Annotated in this window: 27 protein-coding genes; 8 read left to right on the top strand and 19 right to left on the bottom strand. The window is 32.2% G+C overall.

What is annotated here, in order from left to right; genetic code table 11:
• Window positions 1-156: 156 nt before the first annotated feature.
• Window positions 157-738: an HD domain-containing protein gene (locus QLQ96_RS17030; protein ID WP_482491987.1), complete on the top strand. Its 582-nt coding sequence runs from the start codon at window positions 157-159 to the stop codon at window positions 736-738.
• A gap of 32 nt (window positions 739-770) precedes the next feature.
• Here QLQ96_RS17030 and QLQ96_RS17025 read toward each other — a convergent pair whose 3' ends face one another.
• Genes QLQ96_RS17025 through QLQ96_RS17010 form a run of 4 tightly spaced genes read right to left on the bottom strand, consistent with a single transcriptional unit; the run spans window position 771 to window position 2,394 of the window.
• Window positions 771-1,271: an endonuclease V gene (locus QLQ96_RS17025; protein WP_482491986.1), complete on the bottom strand. Its 501-nt coding sequence runs from the start codon at window positions 1,269-1,271 to the stop codon at window positions 771-773.
• Window positions 1,272-1,286: 15 nt separating this feature from the next.
• Window positions 1,287-1,634, bottom strand: coding sequence for a hypothetical protein (locus QLQ96_RS17020; protein WP_482491984.1), 348 nt, complete (start codon window positions 1,632-1,634; stop codon window positions 1,287-1,289).
• 27 nt (window positions 1,635-1,661) lie between these two features.
• A complete protein-coding gene (locus QLQ96_RS17015) occupies window positions 1,662-1,859 on the bottom strand; it encodes a hypothetical protein (RefSeq protein ID WP_482491983.1) in 198 nt (65 codons plus the stop codon).
• Window positions 1,860-1,872: 13 nt separating this feature from the next.
• Window positions 1,873-2,394, bottom strand: a complete 522-nt coding sequence (locus tag QLQ96_RS17010) for a hypothetical protein (RefSeq protein WP_482491981.1) — start codon at window positions 2,392-2,394, stop codon at window positions 1,873-1,875.
• Between the two features lie 190 nt (window positions 2,395-2,584).
• Between QLQ96_RS17010 and QLQ96_RS17005 the strand changes: the two genes are divergently transcribed.
• The 5 genes from QLQ96_RS17005 (at window position 2,585) to map (ending at window position 6,173) form a co-directional block, all read left to right on the top strand.
• Entirely contained in the window at window positions 2,585-2,980 is a 396-nt protein-coding gene (locus tag QLQ96_RS17005; RefSeq protein WP_482491980.1) for a VOC family protein, read from the top strand.
• Between the two features lie 98 nt (window positions 2,981-3,078).
• Window positions 3,079-3,810 (top strand): hypothetical protein, encoded by a 732-nt coding sequence (locus QLQ96_RS17000; RefSeq protein WP_482491979.1) that lies wholly within the window; start codon window positions 3,079-3,081, stop codon window positions 3,808-3,810.
• A gap of 94 nt (window positions 3,811-3,904) precedes the next feature.
• On the top strand, window positions 3,905-4,474 hold the full coding sequence (locus QLQ96_RS16995) for a Crp/Fnr family transcriptional regulator (protein WP_482491978.1): 570 nt from the start codon (window positions 3,905-3,907) through the stop codon (window positions 4,472-4,474).
• Between the two features lie 79 nt (window positions 4,475-4,553).
• On the top strand, window positions 4,554-5,291 hold the full coding sequence (locus QLQ96_RS16990; RefSeq protein ID WP_482491976.1) for an SDR family oxidoreductase: 738 nt from the start codon (window positions 4,554-4,556) through the stop codon (window positions 5,289-5,291).
• 117 nt (window positions 5,292-5,408) lie between these two features.
• The gene (map, locus tag QLQ96_RS16985) at window positions 5,409-6,173 is read left to right on the top strand and encodes a type I methionyl aminopeptidase (RefSeq protein WP_482491974.1); all 765 of its coding nucleotides are present in this window, start codon (window positions 5,409-5,411) and stop codon (window positions 6,171-6,173) included.
• A 65-nt stretch (window positions 6,174-6,238) separates the two neighbouring features.
• On the opposite strand, the gene QLQ96_RS16980 is transcribed toward map, so the two are convergent.
• Window positions 6,239-6,637: a VOC family protein gene (locus QLQ96_RS16980; protein WP_482491973.1), complete on the bottom strand. Its 399-nt coding sequence runs from the start codon at window positions 6,635-6,637 to the stop codon at window positions 6,239-6,241.
• Between the two features lie 134 nt (window positions 6,638-6,771).
• On the opposite strand from QLQ96_RS16980, the gene QLQ96_RS16975 reads away from it, so the two are divergent.
• Window positions 6,772-7,122, top strand: a complete 351-nt coding sequence (locus QLQ96_RS16975) for a DUF2200 domain-containing protein (RefSeq protein WP_482491971.1) — start codon at window positions 6,772-6,774, stop codon at window positions 7,120-7,122.
• Between the two features lie 35 nt (window positions 7,123-7,157).
• Here QLQ96_RS16975 and QLQ96_RS16970 read toward each other — a convergent pair whose 3' ends face one another.
• The 14 genes from QLQ96_RS16970 to QLQ96_RS16905 form a co-directional block, all read right to left on the bottom strand.
• Window positions 7,158-7,715 (bottom strand): DUF4256 domain-containing protein, encoded by a 558-nt coding sequence (locus QLQ96_RS16970; protein WP_482491969.1) that lies wholly within the window; start codon window positions 7,713-7,715, stop codon window positions 7,158-7,160.
• 13 nt (window positions 7,716-7,728) lie between these two features.
• Entirely contained in the window at window positions 7,729-8,106 is a 378-nt protein-coding gene (locus QLQ96_RS16965) for a DoxX family protein (protein WP_482491968.1), read from the bottom strand.
• Window positions 8,107-8,113: 7 nt separating this feature from the next.
• Window positions 8,114-8,581: an SRPBCC domain-containing protein gene (locus QLQ96_RS16960; protein WP_482491966.1), complete on the bottom strand. Its 468-nt coding sequence runs from the start codon at window positions 8,579-8,581 to the stop codon at window positions 8,114-8,116.
• A gap of 4 nt (window positions 8,582-8,585) precedes the next feature.
• Window positions 8,586-8,903, bottom strand: a complete 318-nt coding sequence (locus QLQ96_RS16955) for an ArsR/SmtB family transcription factor (protein ID WP_482491965.1) — start codon at window positions 8,901-8,903, stop codon at window positions 8,586-8,588.
• 141 nt (window positions 8,904-9,044) lie between these two features.
• Window positions 9,045-10,097: a linear amide C-N hydrolase gene (locus tag QLQ96_RS16950; protein WP_482491964.1), complete on the bottom strand. Its 1,053-nt coding sequence runs from the start codon at window positions 10,095-10,097 to the stop codon at window positions 9,045-9,047.
• Window positions 10,098-10,244: 147 nt separating this feature from the next.
• Window positions 10,245-11,831: a ribosomal protection-like ABC-F family protein gene (abc-f, locus tag QLQ96_RS16945; RefSeq protein ID WP_482491963.1), complete on the bottom strand. Its 1,587-nt coding sequence runs from the start codon at window positions 11,829-11,831 to the stop codon at window positions 10,245-10,247.
• A 206-nt stretch (window positions 11,832-12,037) separates the two neighbouring features.
• Window positions 12,038-12,409, bottom strand: a complete 372-nt coding sequence (locus QLQ96_RS16940) for a hypothetical protein (protein ID WP_482491961.1) — start codon at window positions 12,407-12,409, stop codon at window positions 12,038-12,040.
• Between the two features lie 216 nt (window positions 12,410-12,625).
• Window positions 12,626-13,558 (bottom strand): transglutaminase-like domain-containing protein, encoded by a 933-nt coding sequence (locus tag QLQ96_RS16935; RefSeq protein WP_482491960.1) that lies wholly within the window; start codon window positions 13,556-13,558, stop codon window positions 12,626-12,628.
• Window positions 13,559-13,576: 18 nt separating this feature from the next.
• Window positions 13,577-14,428 carry a substrate-binding domain-containing protein gene (locus tag QLQ96_RS16930; RefSeq protein WP_482491958.1) on the bottom strand — a complete coding sequence of 284 codons (852 nt, stop codon included), beginning with the start codon at window positions 14,426-14,428 and terminating at the stop codon, window positions 13,577-13,579.
• A 68-nt stretch (window positions 14,429-14,496) separates the two neighbouring features.
• On the bottom strand, window positions 14,497-14,973 hold the full coding sequence (locus tag QLQ96_RS16925; protein ID WP_482491956.1) for a DUF4265 domain-containing protein: 477 nt from the start codon (window positions 14,971-14,973) through the stop codon (window positions 14,497-14,499).
• Window positions 14,973-15,365 (bottom strand): VOC family protein, encoded by a 393-nt coding sequence (locus tag QLQ96_RS16920; protein WP_482491955.1) that lies wholly within the window; start codon window positions 15,363-15,365, stop codon window positions 14,973-14,975. Before QLQ96_RS16920 ends, QLQ96_RS16925 begins: the two co-directional genes overlap by 1 nt.
• 71 nt (window positions 15,366-15,436) lie before the next feature.
• On the bottom strand, window positions 15,437-16,306 hold the full coding sequence (locus QLQ96_RS16915; protein WP_482491954.1) for a nucleoside phosphorylase: 870 nt from the start codon (window positions 16,304-16,306) through the stop codon (window positions 15,437-15,439).
• A 168-nt stretch (window positions 16,307-16,474) separates the two neighbouring features.
• Window positions 16,475-16,807: a translation initiation factor gene (locus tag QLQ96_RS16910; protein ID WP_379694558.1), complete on the bottom strand. Its 333-nt coding sequence runs from the start codon at window positions 16,805-16,807 to the stop codon at window positions 16,475-16,477.
• A gap of 111 nt (window positions 16,808-16,918) precedes the next feature.
• Window positions 16,919-17,869, bottom strand: coding sequence for an isopenicillin N synthase family dioxygenase (locus QLQ96_RS16905; RefSeq protein WP_482491952.1), 951 nt, complete (start codon window positions 17,867-17,869; stop codon window positions 16,919-16,921).
• Between the two features lie 191 nt (window positions 17,870-18,060).
• On the opposite strand from QLQ96_RS16905, the gene QLQ96_RS16900 reads away from it, so the two are divergent.
• Window positions 18,061-20,037, top strand: a complete 1,977-nt coding sequence (locus QLQ96_RS16900; RefSeq protein WP_482491950.1) for an alpha-ketoacid dehydrogenase subunit alpha/beta — start codon at window positions 18,061-18,063, stop codon at window positions 20,035-20,037.
• Window positions 20,038-20,103 lie beyond the last annotated feature (66 nt).

The raw sequence follows: 20,103 nt of genomic DNA, 5'->3' as shown, positions 1-20,103 counted from the left end.
AAACACATTAGAAAAATACGTCGTTAAAAATATTCTTTTTTCTATATCCCTACGCGAATATAAGTAAAATCTTATAATTCAAAATTTTAAAATTTAATTAAAAAATTGCAAATCTTTAGAAAAAGCAATAAATTACATCCAATCAAAATTAAAATTATGACACAACAAAAAGACTGGGCAATAGATGAAATTCAGAAAGTTTGGCAAATGGTTTCTCAACTTCATGACGGACAAAAATATGGTGGAACGAATGAAGGCGAGCAAGTGGAATACCTTAATCATATCGGGAGTGTTGTTTTTGAGGTTTTAAATGCCGTTCGACATACTGAAAATATAAATTCCGATTTAGCCATTAAATGTGCGATGCTTCATGATACTATAGAAGACACCGAAATGAAATATGAAAAAGTGATTGACTTATTTGGTAATCAGGTTGCGTCTGGAGTTCTTGCTTTGACTAAAGATGATAAAATCGAAGATTCATCAGAAAAAATGCAGGACAGTTTAAGAAGAATCAAACAGCAGCCTGTAGAAGTTTGGGCAGTTAAAATGGCGGACAGAATCTCAAATCTGCAGGAACCTCCATTTTATTGGAACGACGATAAAAAACTAAAATATATCACAGAAGCAGAAACCATATACAACGAGCTAAAAGATGGAAATGAATATTTAGCAAACAGACTAAAAATCAAGATAAAAGAATATAATCGATTTCTTAGTTCAAATCAATTAGTATAACAAAAAACTCCTCAATCTTTGAGGAGTTTTTTTTATTCTTTTGTCAATCTATCCAATTCTTTCAGCAGAGTCGGAAATCTAAACTCGCCTGCCATACTTTCCACTTTTTTATAAGCTTCATCCAAATCAATTCCGATAGAAGTGATGTACAGCGGTTTCTTGCTGTCGCCTCTATAAAGTGCTTTTTTATTCTTTTCTATAGATGCAAAATTGGTTTTGGCAACACCAATAATTGGAATTTCTTTATTTAGTTTTTCGTATAGATAACCGCCTAAGCCATATTTATTTTCATCATCCAAATAAACAAAACCATCTACGACAATAACATCAATTGTAGATAGGTCAATTTGATTTAATAAACTCAAAATACAAGGCAATTCTCTTTTGTAGAATTCTCCAGGAATGTATTCTTCAACATTGTCTATGGTTTCAGAATAAATTTTAAAGTTTTTGTCTTCATTCCATTCTGCGAATTCAAGACAGATTGTTTTTGCTTTTTGGTCAAAATAATACGTGTCAAAAGCTAAGATCATAAGGGTATCGTATGTTTATTTTGAATTAATTTTCTGCAATTCAGCATACATTTCATTTAGAAAAGTTTGCTGTTTGTCATTCTCTTTAAAATAGCGCTGATAATTCACACTGCAGCTTTCTACGTCAGCAATATTTTCTTTATTAAAAGACCAGTCATCAGTATTTTTTATTGTAATTCCTAAGCCATCATCACAGCTTTGCCAAAGTTCTGAAAATTTAGTTCTATTATCGGCACTTAATTTGCTAAAATCTGCCGTAACAGTGTAACCGCGCATTTCTGTATTGAAAAATTTATAGATAGATTTCACAGGAACACCGCCCCAAATTAATTCTTTTCCTTCAGGAAAATTAATTTCAGTCAATTTTTCTTCTTTAAGTTGATGGTCTTGTTATCCTTCTGTAAAAAAATGTTCTTCGTAAACCAACTCTGTACCAATTGGAACTGGAATTTTCTTTACAATTAAGGGCTCTGTAGTTATAAAAAAAGGATAGTTTGGAGTTGAATTTCCACCAGTCGGATTCATATTTCCGACACATCCGCTAATTATCAAAGCAAATAATGAGGTAAAAGGTCTTAAAATTTTCATATACAATATTTTATTAATGTCCTAAATATGGCGCTGACATTCTTTCTGTTTTAATATACCTTTCAGAAACAGTATCTGTTTCTATAGGTTTCATTATACTTTTTACCTCTCTTAACCAGCCTTTTTTATCTGGAACAAAACTTTCAATTAGCGCGCCACCATGATACGGATCGTAGTAATTAACGGTAAGAATTAAGGTATCTCCTTTTACTTTGTAAAATCCCTCTCTACCAATTTTACCTTTTATAGTAGCATATTTTTGAATATTTGCTACAGTCAATTTAGTATTTTCAAAAGTAAAATCATATTCGATTAAGGTATCTTTTGGAGTTTGTTGAGACATTAAATCTTTGACGTTATTTTGGTAAACATCATAAACATGCCCTTTAAGTTTTATTATTGCTATTCGCTGGCCCTCTTTAGCAGTATGATTATAAGAAACGGGAACTGGTACCGTTTTTTTTATTTTCTTTTGTTGAGATTGGCCGCTAAAAGTGCCTAAAATCAAGGCAAATACAAGAAATATATTTTTCATGCTTTATAATAAAACCATTAATTGGAATCGTTTATCTTTTTAGATTTAAAAGATTTTTTTGGAGCTAATATAAGAAATATCATCAAATTTTAGAGGTACTTAATTTTAATATGCCTATTCAATTTAAAAATTCAAACGAAGTTTTTGCCGAATTAATTGATTAAATTAGTTATCAAAAAAGCTTAAGATTATGAAAACTAAAATGATATGGGCCAACTTGGTTTCACACGATATACAGAAAACAATTCAATTTTATACTGCACTTGGTTTTAAACAAAACGGACAAGAAACAAAGGAATTGGTGAGTTTCGTTTTTGGGGAAAATGATTTTGCAATAAATTTTTTCGCACCAAAAAGATTAGAAGATGCCATAAGAGGAAAACTCTCGAACACGGCTGTAGATAATGAAATCGTATTTTCTTTATCTGCATCGAGCGTAGAAGAAGTAGATCTTTGGTATCAAAAAATAAAAGAAATCAACGGAACCATTTTCTCTGAACCTGAGAATTTTGAAGTCGGTTATACTTTTGGTTTTTCAGATCCTGATGGACATAAGTTTAATTTCTTGTACTGGCCAGGAATGTGATGCTTGAAATTTATACAGTAAATGTACTTAAACAAGTATTTTTACTGTATAAATTCATTACTAAGTTTTACTACATTCGCTATTTTAAAAAATAACGAATGAAAAATAGAATAATTAGATTACGCAATTTCTTAACCAGAAATAAAATTTTCTTTGAAGTTGTAGCTGCTACCGCACTAACATTCACAGGTATTGTTGTTTCTATTACAGCAAACAGTATCTCTGAGCAAGCAAACATAATCGCTACTAATGCCAATATTATAGCTACTAATGCTAATAAAATTTCTCAAGTCCAAACTAAAATTATGGAGAATGAAAATACTCCTAAAATTGAAATTCAGCGAAAAGATATTTATGTAGATTCTACTATGAATACTTACAGAACAGAATTGAATATTTATAATAATAACAGTAAAATATCAAAATTTGAATTTGAAAAAGAAATATCATATCTTGTTTATGAAAAAACAGATAATGAGCCAATAAATATTCCAATAGTGAAATATTTTACTGATCAAGGAGAATCGATTTCTAAGAACGAAGGTCTTATATATAACTTTGACAACAAACACAGTTACCAGCAAGAATCCCTTCTGCGCCAGAAAATGTCAAATTATGGAAGTGTATCTGTAGAAAGTTATATTGAAATATCATACGAAAATATTTCTGGAAAAAAGATTGCAGGATATTTTCAAGTCCTCCCATTGATCCGAACGATTGATGAAACAGAATGGAAATCAATAGAAAGAAATTGGAGAAATTATAGCGATGATGCTATTGATATTCAAAGAGTTGACGAAACTACTGACTTTCTTAAAAAATATAAATAAAAAAGATTATTTCAAGCAAAACTCACAATTACAAAGTTTAATTCTTTTACCATATGACAAATTCTCAATAAAAACTTATTCCTAACTTTCGAGCATGAAAGAATTAGTAAATTATATATTGCAATTTGGCAATTTGAATCAGCAACAGATTGATTTGATTTTAACGAAAGCCAAAGAAAAAGAAATCAAAAAAGAAGAATATTTTTCTGAAGCCGGAAAAATTTCTGCTGAAGTTGGTTTTATCATAGAAGGAATTATGCGCGTTTGCTACTACAACAACAAAGGAGAAGAAATTACAAAGTATTTTATTGACGAAAATAATCTTGTCGTAGATTTAGAAAGTTTTGACAATAACATCTGCTCATCTGCCTATGTACAAGCAGTTACAGATTGTAAAGTTATCGTGTTTTCTAAAGCCGATTGGCAAGAATTGCTAAACACAATTGTAGGCTGGGACACGATTGTGCATAAAATTATTTCAAAGGCATTAATTCAGAAAGTTGCTAGAAGAAGTCCGTTGGTTTCAGAAGATGCTACAACTCGTTATTTATCTTTTATGGAAATGTTCCCAAAAGTAATCAATAGAGTTCCGCTTTCGTATTTGGCTTCGTATCTTGGAATCACACAATCTTCTTTGAGCAGAATTAGGAAAAATATCCGTTAAAATCGCTTTTTGCCATATGGCAAATGTTTTTGTTTTTTATCGTCGGAACTTTGCCTCAGATAATTTAAAAAGATAAAAAATGAAAATAGCATTAATTACAGGCGCAAATAGAAGCATTGGTTTAGAGACCGTTAAACAGCTTTCAGAAAAAGGATTATTCGTTTATTTAGGAACTCGTGATCTTTTAAAAGGAGAAGAAGTTGTAAAAGAATTGAATGAAAAGGGATTTCAAAACATTCAAGCGATTCAAATTGATGTTACAAATGCAGAAAGTGTTTTAGCTGCAAAAAATATCGTCGAAAATGAAAAAGGCAAATTGGATATTTTAATTAATAACGCTGGAATTTTAGGAGATGTTCCGCAAGATTCTTCTACGACTTCAATAGAAAATATTCAGAAAGTTTTTGATACGAATTTCTTCGGAGTCATAACCGTAACGCAGACTTTTCTTGATTTGTTGAAAAAATCCGACAGTCCGAGAATTAGCAATATTACATCTGGTCTTGGTTCACTGACTTTACATAGTGATCCAACTTGGAAATATTATGCAATAAAAGCGGTTTCTTATGTTTCTTCTAAAACAGCTTTAAATGCCTTTACAGTAACTTTAGCTCATGAGTTAAAGAATCTTCCATTCAAAGTAAATTCAATTGATCCAGGTTACACAGCAACAGATTTTAATCATCACAATGGTCCGGGAAGTGTTGAAAGCGCGGCGAGTTTCATTATAAAGCACACTTTATTAGATGAAAATGGCCTAACGGGAAAATTCTTCAGTAATGATATTGAAGATGAAAGCGAGGAAAGTCCTTGGTAAAAAATAGAAAAACCTTTCAAAGTCATTGATTTTGGAAGGTTTTTAGCATTTTAATAACGATTGGTTTTCTAGAAAAGTGGTAAATTTAGCCCGTTATTAATTTTAAGAAGCGAAAGAATGTCTATTACAACCGAAGCAGAATTAGCAGGAATGAAAAAAATAAGTGAAGCAGTAGCTTTTACTTTAAAAGAAATGAGAAAATTTGCCAAACCTGGTATATCTACAAAAGAATTAGACGATTACGGCGGACAAATTTTGAATGATTTAGGAGCTAAATCTGCACCATATTTAACTTACGGATTTCCTGGTTGGACTTGCATTAGTGTTGACAACGAATTTTGCCATGGAATTCCTTCTGAAAAAAGAATTTTACAAGAAGGCGATTTAATTAATATTGACGTTTCAGCTGAATTAGACGGATTTTGGTCAGATAACGGAGGTTCTTTTGTAATTGGAAATGACGTAAATGAACATCAAAAACTAGTTGAAGCTTCTCGAGATATTTTACATAAAGCCATTCACAACATCAAAGGTGGCGTTCGGATTTCTGATATCGGATTTTTAATTGAAACAGAAGCTAAAAAACGTGGCTATAAAGTAATTAAAAATCTGACTGGACACGGAGTAGGGAGAAGTCTTCACGAAGCGCCGCATGAAATTGCAAATTACAGAGACCGTTTTAATCAAACAAGATTCAAGAAGAATTCTGTAGTTGCAATAGAAACTTTCATTTCTACCACTTCTACGTATGCTGAAACTCAAAAAGATGGCTGGACAATGGTTGGAAATAAAGGAGGTTTTATGGCGCAACATGAACATACAATTGTAGTCACAGAAGGAAAACCAATTATTTTGACAGAAATGAATGAAATTTGGAATTAAAAATCCATATAAAATAAAACTCCATTAGCAATAATGGAGTTTTTCATTTATAATTCACAATTAAATTAAACCGATTCCCAAAGTTCAATTTTATTGCCTTCAGCGTCCATAATGTGAACAAATTTGCCATAATCGTAAGTTTCAATATTGTCTAAAATTGTAACACCATTTTCTTTTAATTGTTTGACCAAACCTTCAATATTCTGCACGCGATAATTGATCATAAAATCCTTTTTTGAAGGCGAAAAGTAACCATCTCCTTTTGGAAATGGACTCCATTGCAAGGAATTTACCTGATCTGGATTTTCTAAATCTCTAGAATCAAAGCTCGAAGAACCCCAAGCATTGATATCAAATCCTAGATTTTTGGCATACCAATCTTTTGCTTCCTTTGGATTATCCGAAAAGAAGAAGATGCCGCCAATGCCAACTACTTTTGGTGTTTTATTATCTTGATTTTCCATACAAATAACGATTTAAATGTCTAAAATTGATCTCTTTTAATAAACTCTAAGGTATTAAAATAATGCTTGCATTTTTATTCTTTTTGGTTTTGATTTATATTTACATAAAAGTTTTAAGCTAAATCAATAGTACAATGGACAAGGAAAGAATTTACAAATTACTATTTTCTAGCGTATATCCTTTATACATTCAAAAAGTAGAAAAAAAAGGTCGTACGAAAGAAGAACTTGATATCGTAATAAAATGGCTTACAGGTTATAGTGATGATCAAATTAAAGAACAAATTGAAAAGAAGGTAGATTTTGAAACTTTCTTTGCTGAAGCTCCACAACTTAATCCGAATTCGTCTAAAATCACTGGAGTTATCTGCGGTTATCGCGTAGAAGAGATTGAAGATCCAGTAATTCAAAAATTAAGATATCTTGATAAATTAGTAGATGAAATTGCCAAAGGCAAAAAAATGGAAAAAATTCTAAGAGAATAAAAAAGACCTTCAAATTACTTGAAGGTCTTTGCTTTTTAAACTCTCAATAAACCGCGAAAACCTCTCGCAGCATAATAAGAATCGGCACCATTATGATATACAAAAACGGTGTTATATCTGAAATCTGAAAATATTGCTCCTCCCAATTTTCGTATTTCTGGAGGAGTTAAAATCCAGCTTGAAGTTTTAGCATCAAATTTTCCTAGTTTTTGCAATTCTTTGTATTGCTCTTCATTTAGAATTTCAATTCCCATTTCCTGCGCCATATTTATGGCACTGTCCGCAGGTTTATGTTCTTTTCTTTTTTCAAGAGCTTCATGATCGTAGCAAATGCTTCTGCGACCTTTCGGACTCTCAGCAGAGCAATCGACAAAAAGATATTCATCAGTCTTTTTATTGTAACCTATAACATCTGGCTCACCTTCAGTTCTTTCCATTTCGTCAAGTGACCATAATTTTGACGGATTAGCTTTTAATTTCGCTTCTATTTTTGACCAATCTAGATTTTCATGTCTACTTTTATTCTTTTCAAAACGCTTTTCAAGAATACTTAAAAGCTCTTCTTGTTCATTTTCTGTCAGTTGCTTTTTCATGATTTTGAGTTTTTTAATTAGAATTACATTTTCTGCTTTCTGGTCTGAAGTACCAAGAAATTACAGTTAAAACAATTAATAATATGGGGCCGAAAAGTGTTGAAGCATCTTCTTTCACAGCCAAATGCGAAACAATAGCGCCAGACATTGCAAAAAAGAAACCAGCATAAGCCCATTCTTTCAATAAACCGAATTTCGGAATCAAAATTGCAATAACGCCTAAAAGTTTCCAAACTCCTAAAAGCGTTAAAAAATAAAGCGGATAACCTAAACGCTGAATCATTTCTGCTTCTTCTTTCATTGGTATAAGCTGTACAATTCCCGTTGCTGTCATTCCTAAAGCCAACCAAAGTGTGGCAATCCAATAAATAATTTTATTACGTTTTGTCATGATTAGTTTATTTTAGTTTAGTTGCAATTTCTTCTAATCTGTTGTGCGCCATATTTAAACCTTGCGCAAATGGCAATTTCAATTGCGTTGTTCTATGTTCAATCGATTTGTAAATAATTTGCATCGTTAATTTACTGGTATTTTCAGTTAGTTTTTCAAAATCTAAAAATTCTAACTGAGGTGCAAAATTGATATTTTCCATCTCAAAAGTGCGTACTATTTTTTCGTTTGGGATAAAATCATGAATAACGCCATTGGCTTTGAAAACTACATTTCCATTAGGATCACTCGTTTCAAACTCCCATCCGCCATGTTTTTTGTTTTCAAGTTTTAATACTTTTGTTCCCATCCATTGTGCTACAATTTCTGGATCTTCATAAGCTTTAAATAATAAATCTACAGGCAAATCAAATTCTCTTGTAATCACAAGATCGTGTCGGTGGTCTTCTGCATGAATTTTGGTTTTCTTTTCCATGGTTTTATTTTTTATAGTTTTTCATAATTGATTCTAATTTATTAAAACGATCATCCCACATTTTTCTAAAAGGCTCGATGAATTGGTCAATTTCTTTCATTTTTTCTGGATTTAAATGATAATAAATTTCTCTTCCGTTTTGTGTTTGATGCAACAGTTCGCATTCGCTTAAAATTTGAATATGTTTTGAAATCGTCTGTCTTGACGAATTAAAATTCTCTGCAATTGCCCCAGGAGTCATTGACTGAATAGCAACTAAACTTAAAATAGCTCTTCGAGTAGGATCGGCTATGGCTTGAAAAACGTCTCTTCTAATTTCCATTACGCAGTTATTTGACTGCAAATATAATGAAGTCATTTGACTGCGCAATGTTGTTCGATTTATTTTTAAAAAGAAAATCCTTCAAACTTTACAATTTGAAGGATTTACGTGTGTTTTTTTTTTCGTAAAAGAATGAATTGATTAATCTAATCCTGCAAATTGAAAAGGCTTAGTTTCCTTGAAATTTATCAATGAGTCGCCTGAATAATTTTCATTATTAGCCAAACTTAATTTCTTTATTTTTCCTTTCTCGCTAAAATCAATTTTATTGAATTCAACCCAAATCACATTCGGATTCAAAACATTATCAAAATAATAAACCAAGTTTTTTTGATCGGCAACCGTTCTCCAGCGAGTAGAGGAGATGTTAGGTTCTGTTTCAGACGAAATTCCAAGCGGAACAGAACAATTTCTAATTACGCCAAAAACACTTGCCAAGGCCGTTCTCGTATTATCTGTTTTCGGAATTGCGTCTATATAATATGAAGCCCTCACAAAGCGGTCTGCCGCACGATTGGTTCCAGGAAGCATAATCGTACCCGGAATTCCTTTCCAATAGGCATTGATTGCTAATTGTTGGTCAAAGATTGGCGAATTGGTCATCGCCACATATTTTCTGTCATGATGAATAACCAATTTGCCATTTACATATTCAAAAATAGCGTTATCTCCGCTAGAATCTGAAATAGATAAATGTACCGTCGCAAAAATATTTGTTCCAGGAATATGCGAAGAAGTAATTACAAAATCATTCTTTTCTAATGCAGAAACTGCTTCAGAAACAGTAGAAAAATTATCCAAAACATACTGAAGCCATAAAGAAACAGCCAGACCTTTTACTTTTCCATTCTTTTCGAACGCAGGATATTGCGATTCTACAAGCCACAAAAGATTGCCCACAAGTCCTTTCTCGTTCATTCCATCAGAAGAAGCAATATCCCAAGAACTTGTAATAACGCTTCCGTATTTAGATTTCCATTTTATAGAACTTGTTCCGACTTCACCAGCCCTTTCAATTCCGCGAGGGAAAATCCACAAGTTGGCCGGAATTTCACCCTTCCAATCCATAGAACGCGCTGTAATAATTGTTCCATTCAAACCTTCGTAAACAATTCTTGTGCAAGGCAAAACAGTTTCTGTTATTAATAAAGAAAAAGCAAGTAAGGCGGGAAAAATTCTGTTTTTTGGTTTCATAAAATTTTTAGATTTTGATTAAACGTTGCAATCTGAATTTATCAGTTTTTACTGCAATTTACGGAATTTTTATTTTAATATTTTGAGTGTCAAATTAATAGTAAAAGAAAAGCGCCGAGATAATCCTCAGCGCTTATTATTTTTATTTTAAAGTGAAATATTTTTTTCGATATTAATTTGTTCCAAAAACGACTGATCGTGTGAAATCACCAGTAAAGTGCCTTGATATTCATTTATTGCAGCAGTCAGGATTTCAATATTTTGAATATCCAGATTGTTTGTTGGTTCATCTAAAATTATAATTTCAGGCGATTCGTTGCTTATCGTTAAACAGCACAACATTAAACGCATTCTTTCGCCGCCGCTTAATGCATTGCATGGCTTTTCCCAATCATTTCTAGAAAATAAAAACCGATTTAATCTCATTTTTATATCGTGTTCTTCCAAACCGCAATCGTTGAATACCTGCGCTTGCTCGTAAATTTTCAGATTTTGATTTAATAAAGAATAATCCTGATCGATATAAATTTCTTTTTTAGCCAAAGAAGTAATTTGTCCTTTTGTTGGATTCAATTCTCCTAAAATAATTTTGATTAAAGTTGTTTTTCCAGAACCATTTAATCCCTTTATAGCTAAGCGATCGCTAGATAATATTTCAAAACTAAGATTCTTATTCCAAAGATTTTTTTCTCCATAACTATAATTGATCTTTGAAGCTTTAAAAATGATTTTTCCTTTAAGAATAGAAGTAGTATTGAAACCAAATTTCATCTGATCGATTGCAGGAAGTGACGAACGCAGCTGTCTTAAATCATCAGAAATACCGCTTATTTTTTCGGCATGAACATCTTTAAGTTTAGAACTACTGTTTTCAGCTTTATTTCTGAGCGTATTCATCATAATTCTGGCCACAACCGATTTCTCTTGCTTTTTTTTGCCTCTAGAATCCAATTTGTTCTGACGTTCAATACTTTCTCGTTCTTTTTCTTTGGCTTTTTTTAATGCCTTTTCTTTGCTTTGAACGTGTTGTTCTAAAGCATTATTTTCTATTTTTTTCTGTTCGCTGTAAAAATCATAACCACCGCCATAGACCGAAATTTCATTTTTGGTCATTTCTAAAGTCTTATTTAAAAGATTAAGCAACGTTCTATCATGACTGACAACTAAAAGCGTACTCGATGTAGATTTTATAAAATCATACAACAAAGTTCTTCCAGCAAAATCTAAATGATTGCTTGGTTCGTCCAACAAAACCAAATCGGGTTCGTGAATCATAATTCCGGCCAAAAATACTTTTGTTTTTTGTCCGCCACTTAAAGTTTCCATTTTCTGATTTAAATCTAAATCATGTAATTTCCAGTAAGACAACGCTTCATTACAGCGTTCTTCTATTGTCCAATCGTCATCTAGTAATTGAAGATTTTCTTCGGTTACAACACCTTCAAGTATTTCTTTAAGTGAAGTTATTTTTTCCTTTATAAATAAAGCTTCAGCAATAGTCAAGTCGTTAAACTGACCAAATAATTGCGGAACAAAATAAGGTTTTGAATTCTGAATAATCTGTCCAGAAAAAGGCTGTAATTTGCCAGCAATAATTTTTAAAAGTGTAGATTTTCCAACACCGTTATTTCCGACCAAAGCAGTTTTGTCGTGATTGTTTAGCGTAAAGCTAATGTTTTGAAACAGCATGTCTTTATTCTCATGCTGATAAGAGATATTTTGAAGAATAAGCATAATTCCTTTCTTTTATAGATAAATATTCTAACAGCCACAAAGTTGCGGTTGCTAACTAAATTTTCCTGAAAGAAATTATTTTTCACATAGAGTAATGCTTATTTTAAGAAATGCAAAGATATTTATTTAGTTTTAAAAATCAAAAAACCATTCTTTGCAATTGCAGAGAATGGTTTTTTGTATCGAATTACGATGTAATTCTTCGTTTAAATTTTATCAAATGTTAGTTTGGCTTCTTTGGTATCTAGAATTAATTTATCTTCTGTTATTGTACTTTCACAAACATAAGGCGTTCCAACTTCGTCTTTAATAACTAGTTTTTTACCTTTTTGTGTTAACGCGTAAGTTCCGTCCGTGATTTCACGAAGCAAATATCCTGTAACATGCCCGTCTTCAGTAAAAGTAAGCATTCCATTGGTTAAAATCGCGTTTTTTGTAGAATCAGAAACCGCTTCTTTAGGTTCTACAGCAGTAACTTTCCATGAATTCACAAGCTTGTCTCTTTTTTGGTGGCATGAAACAATTAATACGACGACAGCAATGGCAATTACGAGGGTAAATAATTTAGAGTTTTTCATGATTTTGTGATTAAAAGTTAAACAGGAAAAAGTTACAAAAAAAAATGACATTAAAATATTCGTAATCAAATATTTATGAAGATTTTTTTTACTTCTTAAATCGAATAGCTTTTAATACGGAAAGCCTTTGTTTTCGGAACTTAAACTGATAACCAGCTATTTATAAAACAGCTCAGAAAAACGTTTAAATTAATAAAATGAGCTTTTTTAGTTAGCTTAATTAAGAGTTAAAGCCCCTAAAATTTCTTCATACATAAACGGACCGCCAGGATAAGTTGCGGTATAATCCAGATTCATCCAGACTTGTCCGCGCTCGTCTATGTGGTAATGCAGTTTTTTGCCGTAGCTTTCTTTCACAAAAAGAACATTTTTAATCAAATAATTGACTTTTTCCAAGTCAATCATTGAACCAATTAAAATTTCAGGATAAATGTGTCCTTTTGTATGAATAAGGCGAGGAGTTCCGCCAATTGCGCGCACAGCTGCAGCCATCAAAATTGAGTGATCATCGCAATCGCCTGAGAAATATTCAAGAGATTCGCTGGCAGTTGCGATGTAATCACCTTCTTTTGGATCGTTCACATAATTCCATCTGCCATTTATTTCTTTAAAAACAGCAAAACATTGAATTATAGTTCGATAATCTGAATAGCCTCTAATACCTTTAAAATGCTTTGTAGTTGCCATAATAGCAAAATTTCGCACTTTAGGATTTTGGTATTCTATAGCATTTATAATTTTAGTTTTATTAGGAAACGGAAGCAGTTTAGCAACAATAATATCCTGCGGAAAAGGGTTGTCAGACATGGTATAAACCATAGAATTGTAATCTTCTGAGATTTCGCTAAAACCATAATTTCCAATTACCGATCCGTAAAATAGAATCAATAAATAAACTGCAACACATAAAATAATTATAGTTCTGAGATACATCAGAAGAAAAAATATGGCTGCGAAAACAAAAATAAAGATGAATACACGATCTAGATTGAATGCCCATTCTAAATCGATTAAATTTTGATGTAGTATGATGAAAATCGGTATCGTAATCAAAAGACTCAATAGCGAAATAATAATCCTGTCCCAAGGTGATTTCACCTGCAGCTTGGATTTTAAATACGGTAAGTCAATTTTAGGGAATTTCATCATACGAATCAAAAAGCAGTATTACAATGCTTTTACTGTTTCTACAAAAATACTTTTTTTATCAATAATTCCCAGATCAAATAATTGATTTTGAATTTTATTAAAAGATTTTTCTGTCAAATTTTTCTGTGACCACTGGGTCAGTTTCAACCATTCTTTAATATCTTCTGCTTTTTGATTAAACAGTTTAGATAATTTTTTGTCAATTTCTGGAATTTCTTTAAAATCAACTGTTGTTTTGTTGATTATTTTAAGAATTGTTTCTACTGTTTTTGCATTCTTTTTTAAGAATTCATCACGTCCTACAATAATAAATGAAGGCCAAGGAGTAGGGCAGTCGTCAATTCTTCTAAAAACGCCTTTATCTACAAGAGGTTTCGTCATAAAACGCTCCCACATAAAATAGTCTGCTTTTTGGTTGGTTAAAGCATCAACAGCGCCATCTATAGTGTTTACAATTTCAAATTCAAGATCATCCATTTCCCAGCCTTGCTCATTTGCATTCACATAAGCCATTAATTGTGATCCCGAACCCAATCTGGAAATAGCTGCTTTTTTGTTTTTAAGATCTTTCAGCGTTTGAAAATCAGATTTAGCATCAACGTGAATTCCCCAGATTAAAGGTGATTGAACGTAAATCTGAATGATTTTACTCGGATTGCCCGCCGAGATATCTTTCAAAATTCCTTCAGTTAAAATTACAGCTAAATCTGTTTCTCCGTCGCGAAGCATTTGGCACATTTTCCCCGTTCCTTCGGGTACATTTGTCCATTGTAAATCGATGTTCTCTTCTTCAAATTCGCCGTTTTCGATGCATAGATGCCACGGCAAATTGAAGTGTTCCGGAACACCCGCAATTTTGACAGTTTTCATTTGTTTTAAGTTTAAGTTAAGTTGCTTGGTATGCTGTATGCGTAATCCTATGGTTAAATTTGGTTAGTTTAATTTTTTAATAAATCGGCTCTGTGTTTTTCTGAAAGACAAGGTTCTGCAAACTCGATAATATCTTGCGATTCGTATTCATTCAAAATGCTTCTAACCAAAGTATAATCTACATCTTTGGTTATTTCTGCTGCAAAAAAAGTTTCATTTAATCCTTCTGACAAACAATTAAGCATTTTTAATTTTTCGCGAATGATTTCTTTATCAAAACCTTTTTCTAAAACAGCAATCTGAATAATTGAATTTCCAGAATTTTGAATCGTTTTTCTATGCATAAAACGTTCTTCTGTTTCGTCATATTCTGCATAAAAAATATCATCTGTAGCAATTAAAGGTCCGAAAAACGGGATATTATCCAATTTAAAAAGTCCTTTTTCTAGATCTATGATTTCTGCCCACATGGTTTCAGATACTACATCGTCTAGATAATCACTATAGTATTTAAATAATATTTTTTTATGTGTTTCCTGTTCCATTATTCAATTTCGCTAATTACAGCTTTTAAAGGTGATATTACGATTCTATAGCCATCTGGATCCTGAATCATTTTTCCATTTTCATTCCAAAACGGATTCAGTGATGGTATGACTGCAATATTCTGTTGCGTTAATTTATTTACTAATTTATCGAAATCTGCAATAGTTTTAGGGTATAAAACCATTACGTCATCTTCATCAAAAGTATGTTTGGCCGCGACTTCAGATTGAGTAAACTCTAAATGCCAGTCTAAGCCCGGTTTTCCTATAAAGACACCATCATAATTATTATGATTTTCAAATCCGCCTAATCGTTCAAACCCGAGTACATCTACATAAAAATTTTCTATTTTTTCTAAATCATTAGTATGTCGTGCAACTCGTAAAAACATAATTTTTATGATTTTATTTGATTAATATGATGTTCCAAATGCTCAACATAATTGGTATTAAAAACTTTAAATTAGTTTCCTGCCAATTTATTTAATGTATAAGCAATCAATTCATCTACAGCTTTATATGGATCTTCACTAAAAGTTCCGCTAGCACGATTTGCAATAATAGCGTTTAGCGATAATGCATTGTGTCCTAATAGAGCAGAAAGTCCGTAAATTGCTGCCGTTTCCATTTCTAAATTAGTGATTTTAGTTTCATTAAAACTAAAATTATCCATTTTATTATTTAATTCTTCATCTTGAATATTCAAACGCAAAACTCTTCCTTGCGGCCCGTAAAATCCACCAGCTGTTGCTGTAATACCTTTAAAAATCTGATCAGATTCAATTAATTTTTCTAATGTTTCAGAACATGGTATAACGTATGGTTTTCCTTTTTTAGGATCCCAATTCGTGTGTTTTACAAATTCGTCTTCGATTTCGGCAATAGAAACTTCATCAATTAAGTAGGAGCGAAGCATATTATCTAAACCTAAACCAAATTTAGACATAACAAAGCTGTCAACTGGAATATCTTCTTGCAATGATCCTGAAGTTCCAATTCTAATTATATTCAATGAAGTCAATTTTTCTTTTGGCTGACGCGTTTCTAAATCAATATTGACTAAAGCGTCTAATTCATTTACTACAATATCAATATTATCGGGACCAATTCCTGTAGAAACAACAGAAATTCTTTTTCCTTTATAAATACCAGTTTGGGTTTTAAATTCTCTTTTTTGAGTAGAATATTCGATTGAATCGAAAAATTGAGTGATTTTTTCTACTCTGTTTTGGTCACCAACAAAAATAATGTCGTGTGCTATATGTTCTGGACGAAGATTTAAATGGTAAACACTTCCGTCTGGATTTAATATTAATTCTGAAGATTGTATCATATTTTTAAGGTTCAAAGAGGCAAAGGCGCTAAGGTTTTGAGGTTTCATAAACGCTACTTAAAACTATATAAGTTTGTAAACTTATTTTGAAAAACTCCTATTTGAATTTCTAGCGAACTTTGCGGTTATTTTTTTGTTTTTTTATCTAAAATCAGAAATCTAAAATTTCTAACCTCCAACTCTTTTGGTTTTGAATCCTTTTTCTTTTAGGATTGCCATAATTTTATCTCGGTAATCGCCTTGAATTATAATTGAATCGTCTTTAAAAGTTCCGCCGACGCTTAATTTGGTTTTGATCTCTTTGGCTAAGATTTTAAAATCTTCATCTGAGCCTTCGTAACCTTCAATTATTGTAGTTGGTTTTCCTTTTCTTTTTTCAAATTTACAAATCATAGGCTCTTTCTGAACATAAAGAACATGTTCTTGTTCTTCAACTTGCTCAGGTTCATTCGATTCTTCGTGATCTGGAAATAGATTCTTTAATTGATCTTTTAAGTCCATATTTTTTTTATTCTAAAAATAAATTCGAAGCATAAAGATATTTAAAAATTAAATTCCAAACCCCAAGAAAAACTTGGAATTTGGAATTTTAATTTTAGAATTTATGTAAGTTTATTTTTTTATTAAACCTAATTCTACTAAACGTTCGAATAAAAACTCACCTGCAGAAATATCTTCATATTTCTTTGGGTTTTCTGCATCAATACAATTTTCAAGGCAATCCAAACGCATATCGCTTACTGGGTGCATGAAAAATGGAATTGAATAACGTGAAGTTCCCCACAATTCTCTTGGCGGATTTACCACTTGGTGAATTGTAGATTTTAATTTGTTGTTAGTGTGACGAGATAACATATCGCCAACATTGATTACTAATTCATCGTCTTGAGCAATGGCATCAATCCATTCGCCATCGTGATTTTGAACTTGTAACCCTTTTCCTTGAGCTCCCATCAACAAAGTGATTAAGTTGATATCTCCATGAGCCGCTGCACGAATTGCATTTTCTGGCTCAGAAGTAATAGGAGGGTAATGGATTGGTCTTAAAATTGAGTTTCCTTCTTTTGCATATTCATCAAAATAAAACTCATCTAAACCTAAATGTAAAGCCAAAGCTCTTAAAACATAAACACCCGTTTTTTCTAGTTTTTGATACGCTTCTTTACCCACTACATTAAAGCGTGGTAATTCGGTAACTTCTACATTGTCTGGGTATTCAGAAGCCCATCTTGAATCTTTGTCAACGTATTGACCAAAGTGCCAAAATTCTTTTAAATCTCCTTCTTTGCGTCCTTTAGCATGTTCTTTTCCAAAAGAAACATAACCTCTTTGTCCGCCGATTCCAGGAATTTCATAATTATGCTTAGTTTCTATTGGCAAGGCGAAAAAGTTTCTAATTTCACCATAAAGTTCGTCTACCAATTGATCATCAAGAAAATGACCTTTTAAGGCTACGAAGCCAATGTTTTCAAATGCACTGCCGATTTCATTTACAAATTTTTGTTTACGTTTCGGGTCGTCCGAAAGGAAATCACGTAAGTCTACACTAGGAATGTTTTGCATACTTTACATTTTTTATTTTAAAGAAGAAAGGCGCCATAAGCACCTTTCGATAACAAAGGTAGATAATATTTTTAGAAAATAATCTTAAGAATCTGCATTAAAAGCAGATTACTCATTAAATTTTATTTGAGAATCCAATAAAATTAACGCAAATTGTTATATTTGAAACACTAAAAAAAAGAAAAAATTACATGATTTTTTACCGACAAAACCTTACTGACACCGAGTTACTAGATTTATATAAAAAAATATTGAAGCCAAGATTGATCGAGGAAAAGATGCTTATCTTGATTCGACAAGGAAAAGTTTCTAAATGGTTTTCCGGAATAGGGCAAGAAGCCATTGCTGTTGGTGTAACCGCAGTTTTGGATAAATCTGAATACATTCTTCCAATGCATCGAAATCTTGGTGTTTTTACAACAAGAGAAATTCCGCTTCATCGTTTGTTCTCGCAATGGCAAGGTAAAGCAAACGGTTTTACAAAAGGTCGTGACAGAAGTTTTCACTTTGGAACTCAGGAATATAATATTATTGGAATGATTTCGCATTTAGGTCCGCAGTTAGGAATTGCAGACGGAATCGCGCTTGCAAATAGACTTCAAGACAATAAAAAAATCACAGCTGTTTTTACTGGTGAAGGAGCAACAAGTGAAGGTGATTTTCACGAAGCATTGAATATTGCCGCTGTTTGGAAACTGCCTGTAATGTTTATTATAGAAAATAATGGTTACGGACTTTCAACTCCAACTAACGAACAATATGCTTGCGAAAACCTTGCTGATAAAGGAATTGGCTACGGAATTGAAAGCTGGATTATTGACGGAAATAATATTGTTGAAGTTTACAACAAACTATCTCAGCTGAAAAAAGAAATGCAGGAAGATCCGCGTCCAATTTTGTTGGAATTTAAAACTTTCAGAATGCGCGGGCATGAAGAGGCGAGTGGTACAAAATACGTTCCTCAGGATTTAATGGATCAATGGGAATTGAGAGATCCTGTTACAAATTACAGAAAATATTTAACTGAAAACGGAATTCTAACTGCAGAACAAGACGAACAATTTCATGCAGAAATCAAGAAAGAAATCGATGAAAATTGGGCAATGGCAAATGCAGAACCTGAAATAGAACCAACTTATAGCGGAGAATTAGATGATGTCTATAAACCATTTCAATATGATGAATATACACATAATTCTGATTTAAAAAATGTCCGATTTATAGATGCAATCCGTAATGGTTTAGAGCAATCTATGTGGCGCCATAAAAATTTAGTTATTATGGGTCAGGATATTGCTGAATATGGCGGAGCTTTTAAAATAACAGATGGTTTTGTTGATGCCTTTGGAAAAGGTAGAGTACGAAATACGCCAATTTGCGAAAGCGCTGTGGTTTCTACTGGAATGGGATTGTCAATTAATGGATATAAAGCAATTGTAGAAATGCAGTTTGCAGATTTTGTTTCAACAGGATTTAATCCGATTGTAAATTTATTGGCCAAATCTCATTATCGCTGGGGCGAAAATGCCGATGTCGTTGTTCGTATGCCTTGCGGCGGAGGAACTCAGGCAGGACCTTTTCACTCGCAGACAAATGAAGCTTGGTTTACCAAAACTCCAGGTTTAAAAGTAGTTTATCCAGCATTTCCTTATGATGCAAAAGGACTTTTGAATACTTCAATTAATGACCCTAATCCTGTTTTATTCTTTGAACATAAATTATTGTACAGAAGTATTTATCAAGATGTTCCGACTGATTATTATACAATTCCTTTAGGTAAAGCGGCTTTGGTTAAAGAAGGAAAATCGGTAACAATTATTTCTTTTGGAGCACCAGTTCATTGGGCTTTAGATACTTTAGCAAAACATCAAGAAATTGATGCCGATTTAATCGATTTAAGAACTTTACAGCCTTTGGATACTGAAACAATTTTCGAATCGGTTAAGAAAACAGGAAAAGCTATAATCTACCAAGAAGACACCATGTTTGGTGGAATTGCAAGTGATATTTCGGCTTTAATTATGGAAAATTGCTTCGAATATCTTGACGCTCCAGTAAAACGTGTGGCAAGTTTAGATTCGCCAATTCCATTTACAAAAGCTTTGGAAGATCAGTTTTTGCCAAGAGATAGATTTGAGGAAACTTTGTTAGAGTTACTAAGATACTAAGATTCTGAGACGCTAAGTTTTGAAAACTTAAGAAACATGAAAAAGGATGAGTTTTACTCATCCTTT

The sequence above is a fragment of the Flavobacterium sp. B167r genome, from assembly GCF_056824315.1.
This window is presented reverse-complemented; position numbering and strand designations above follow the sequence as displayed.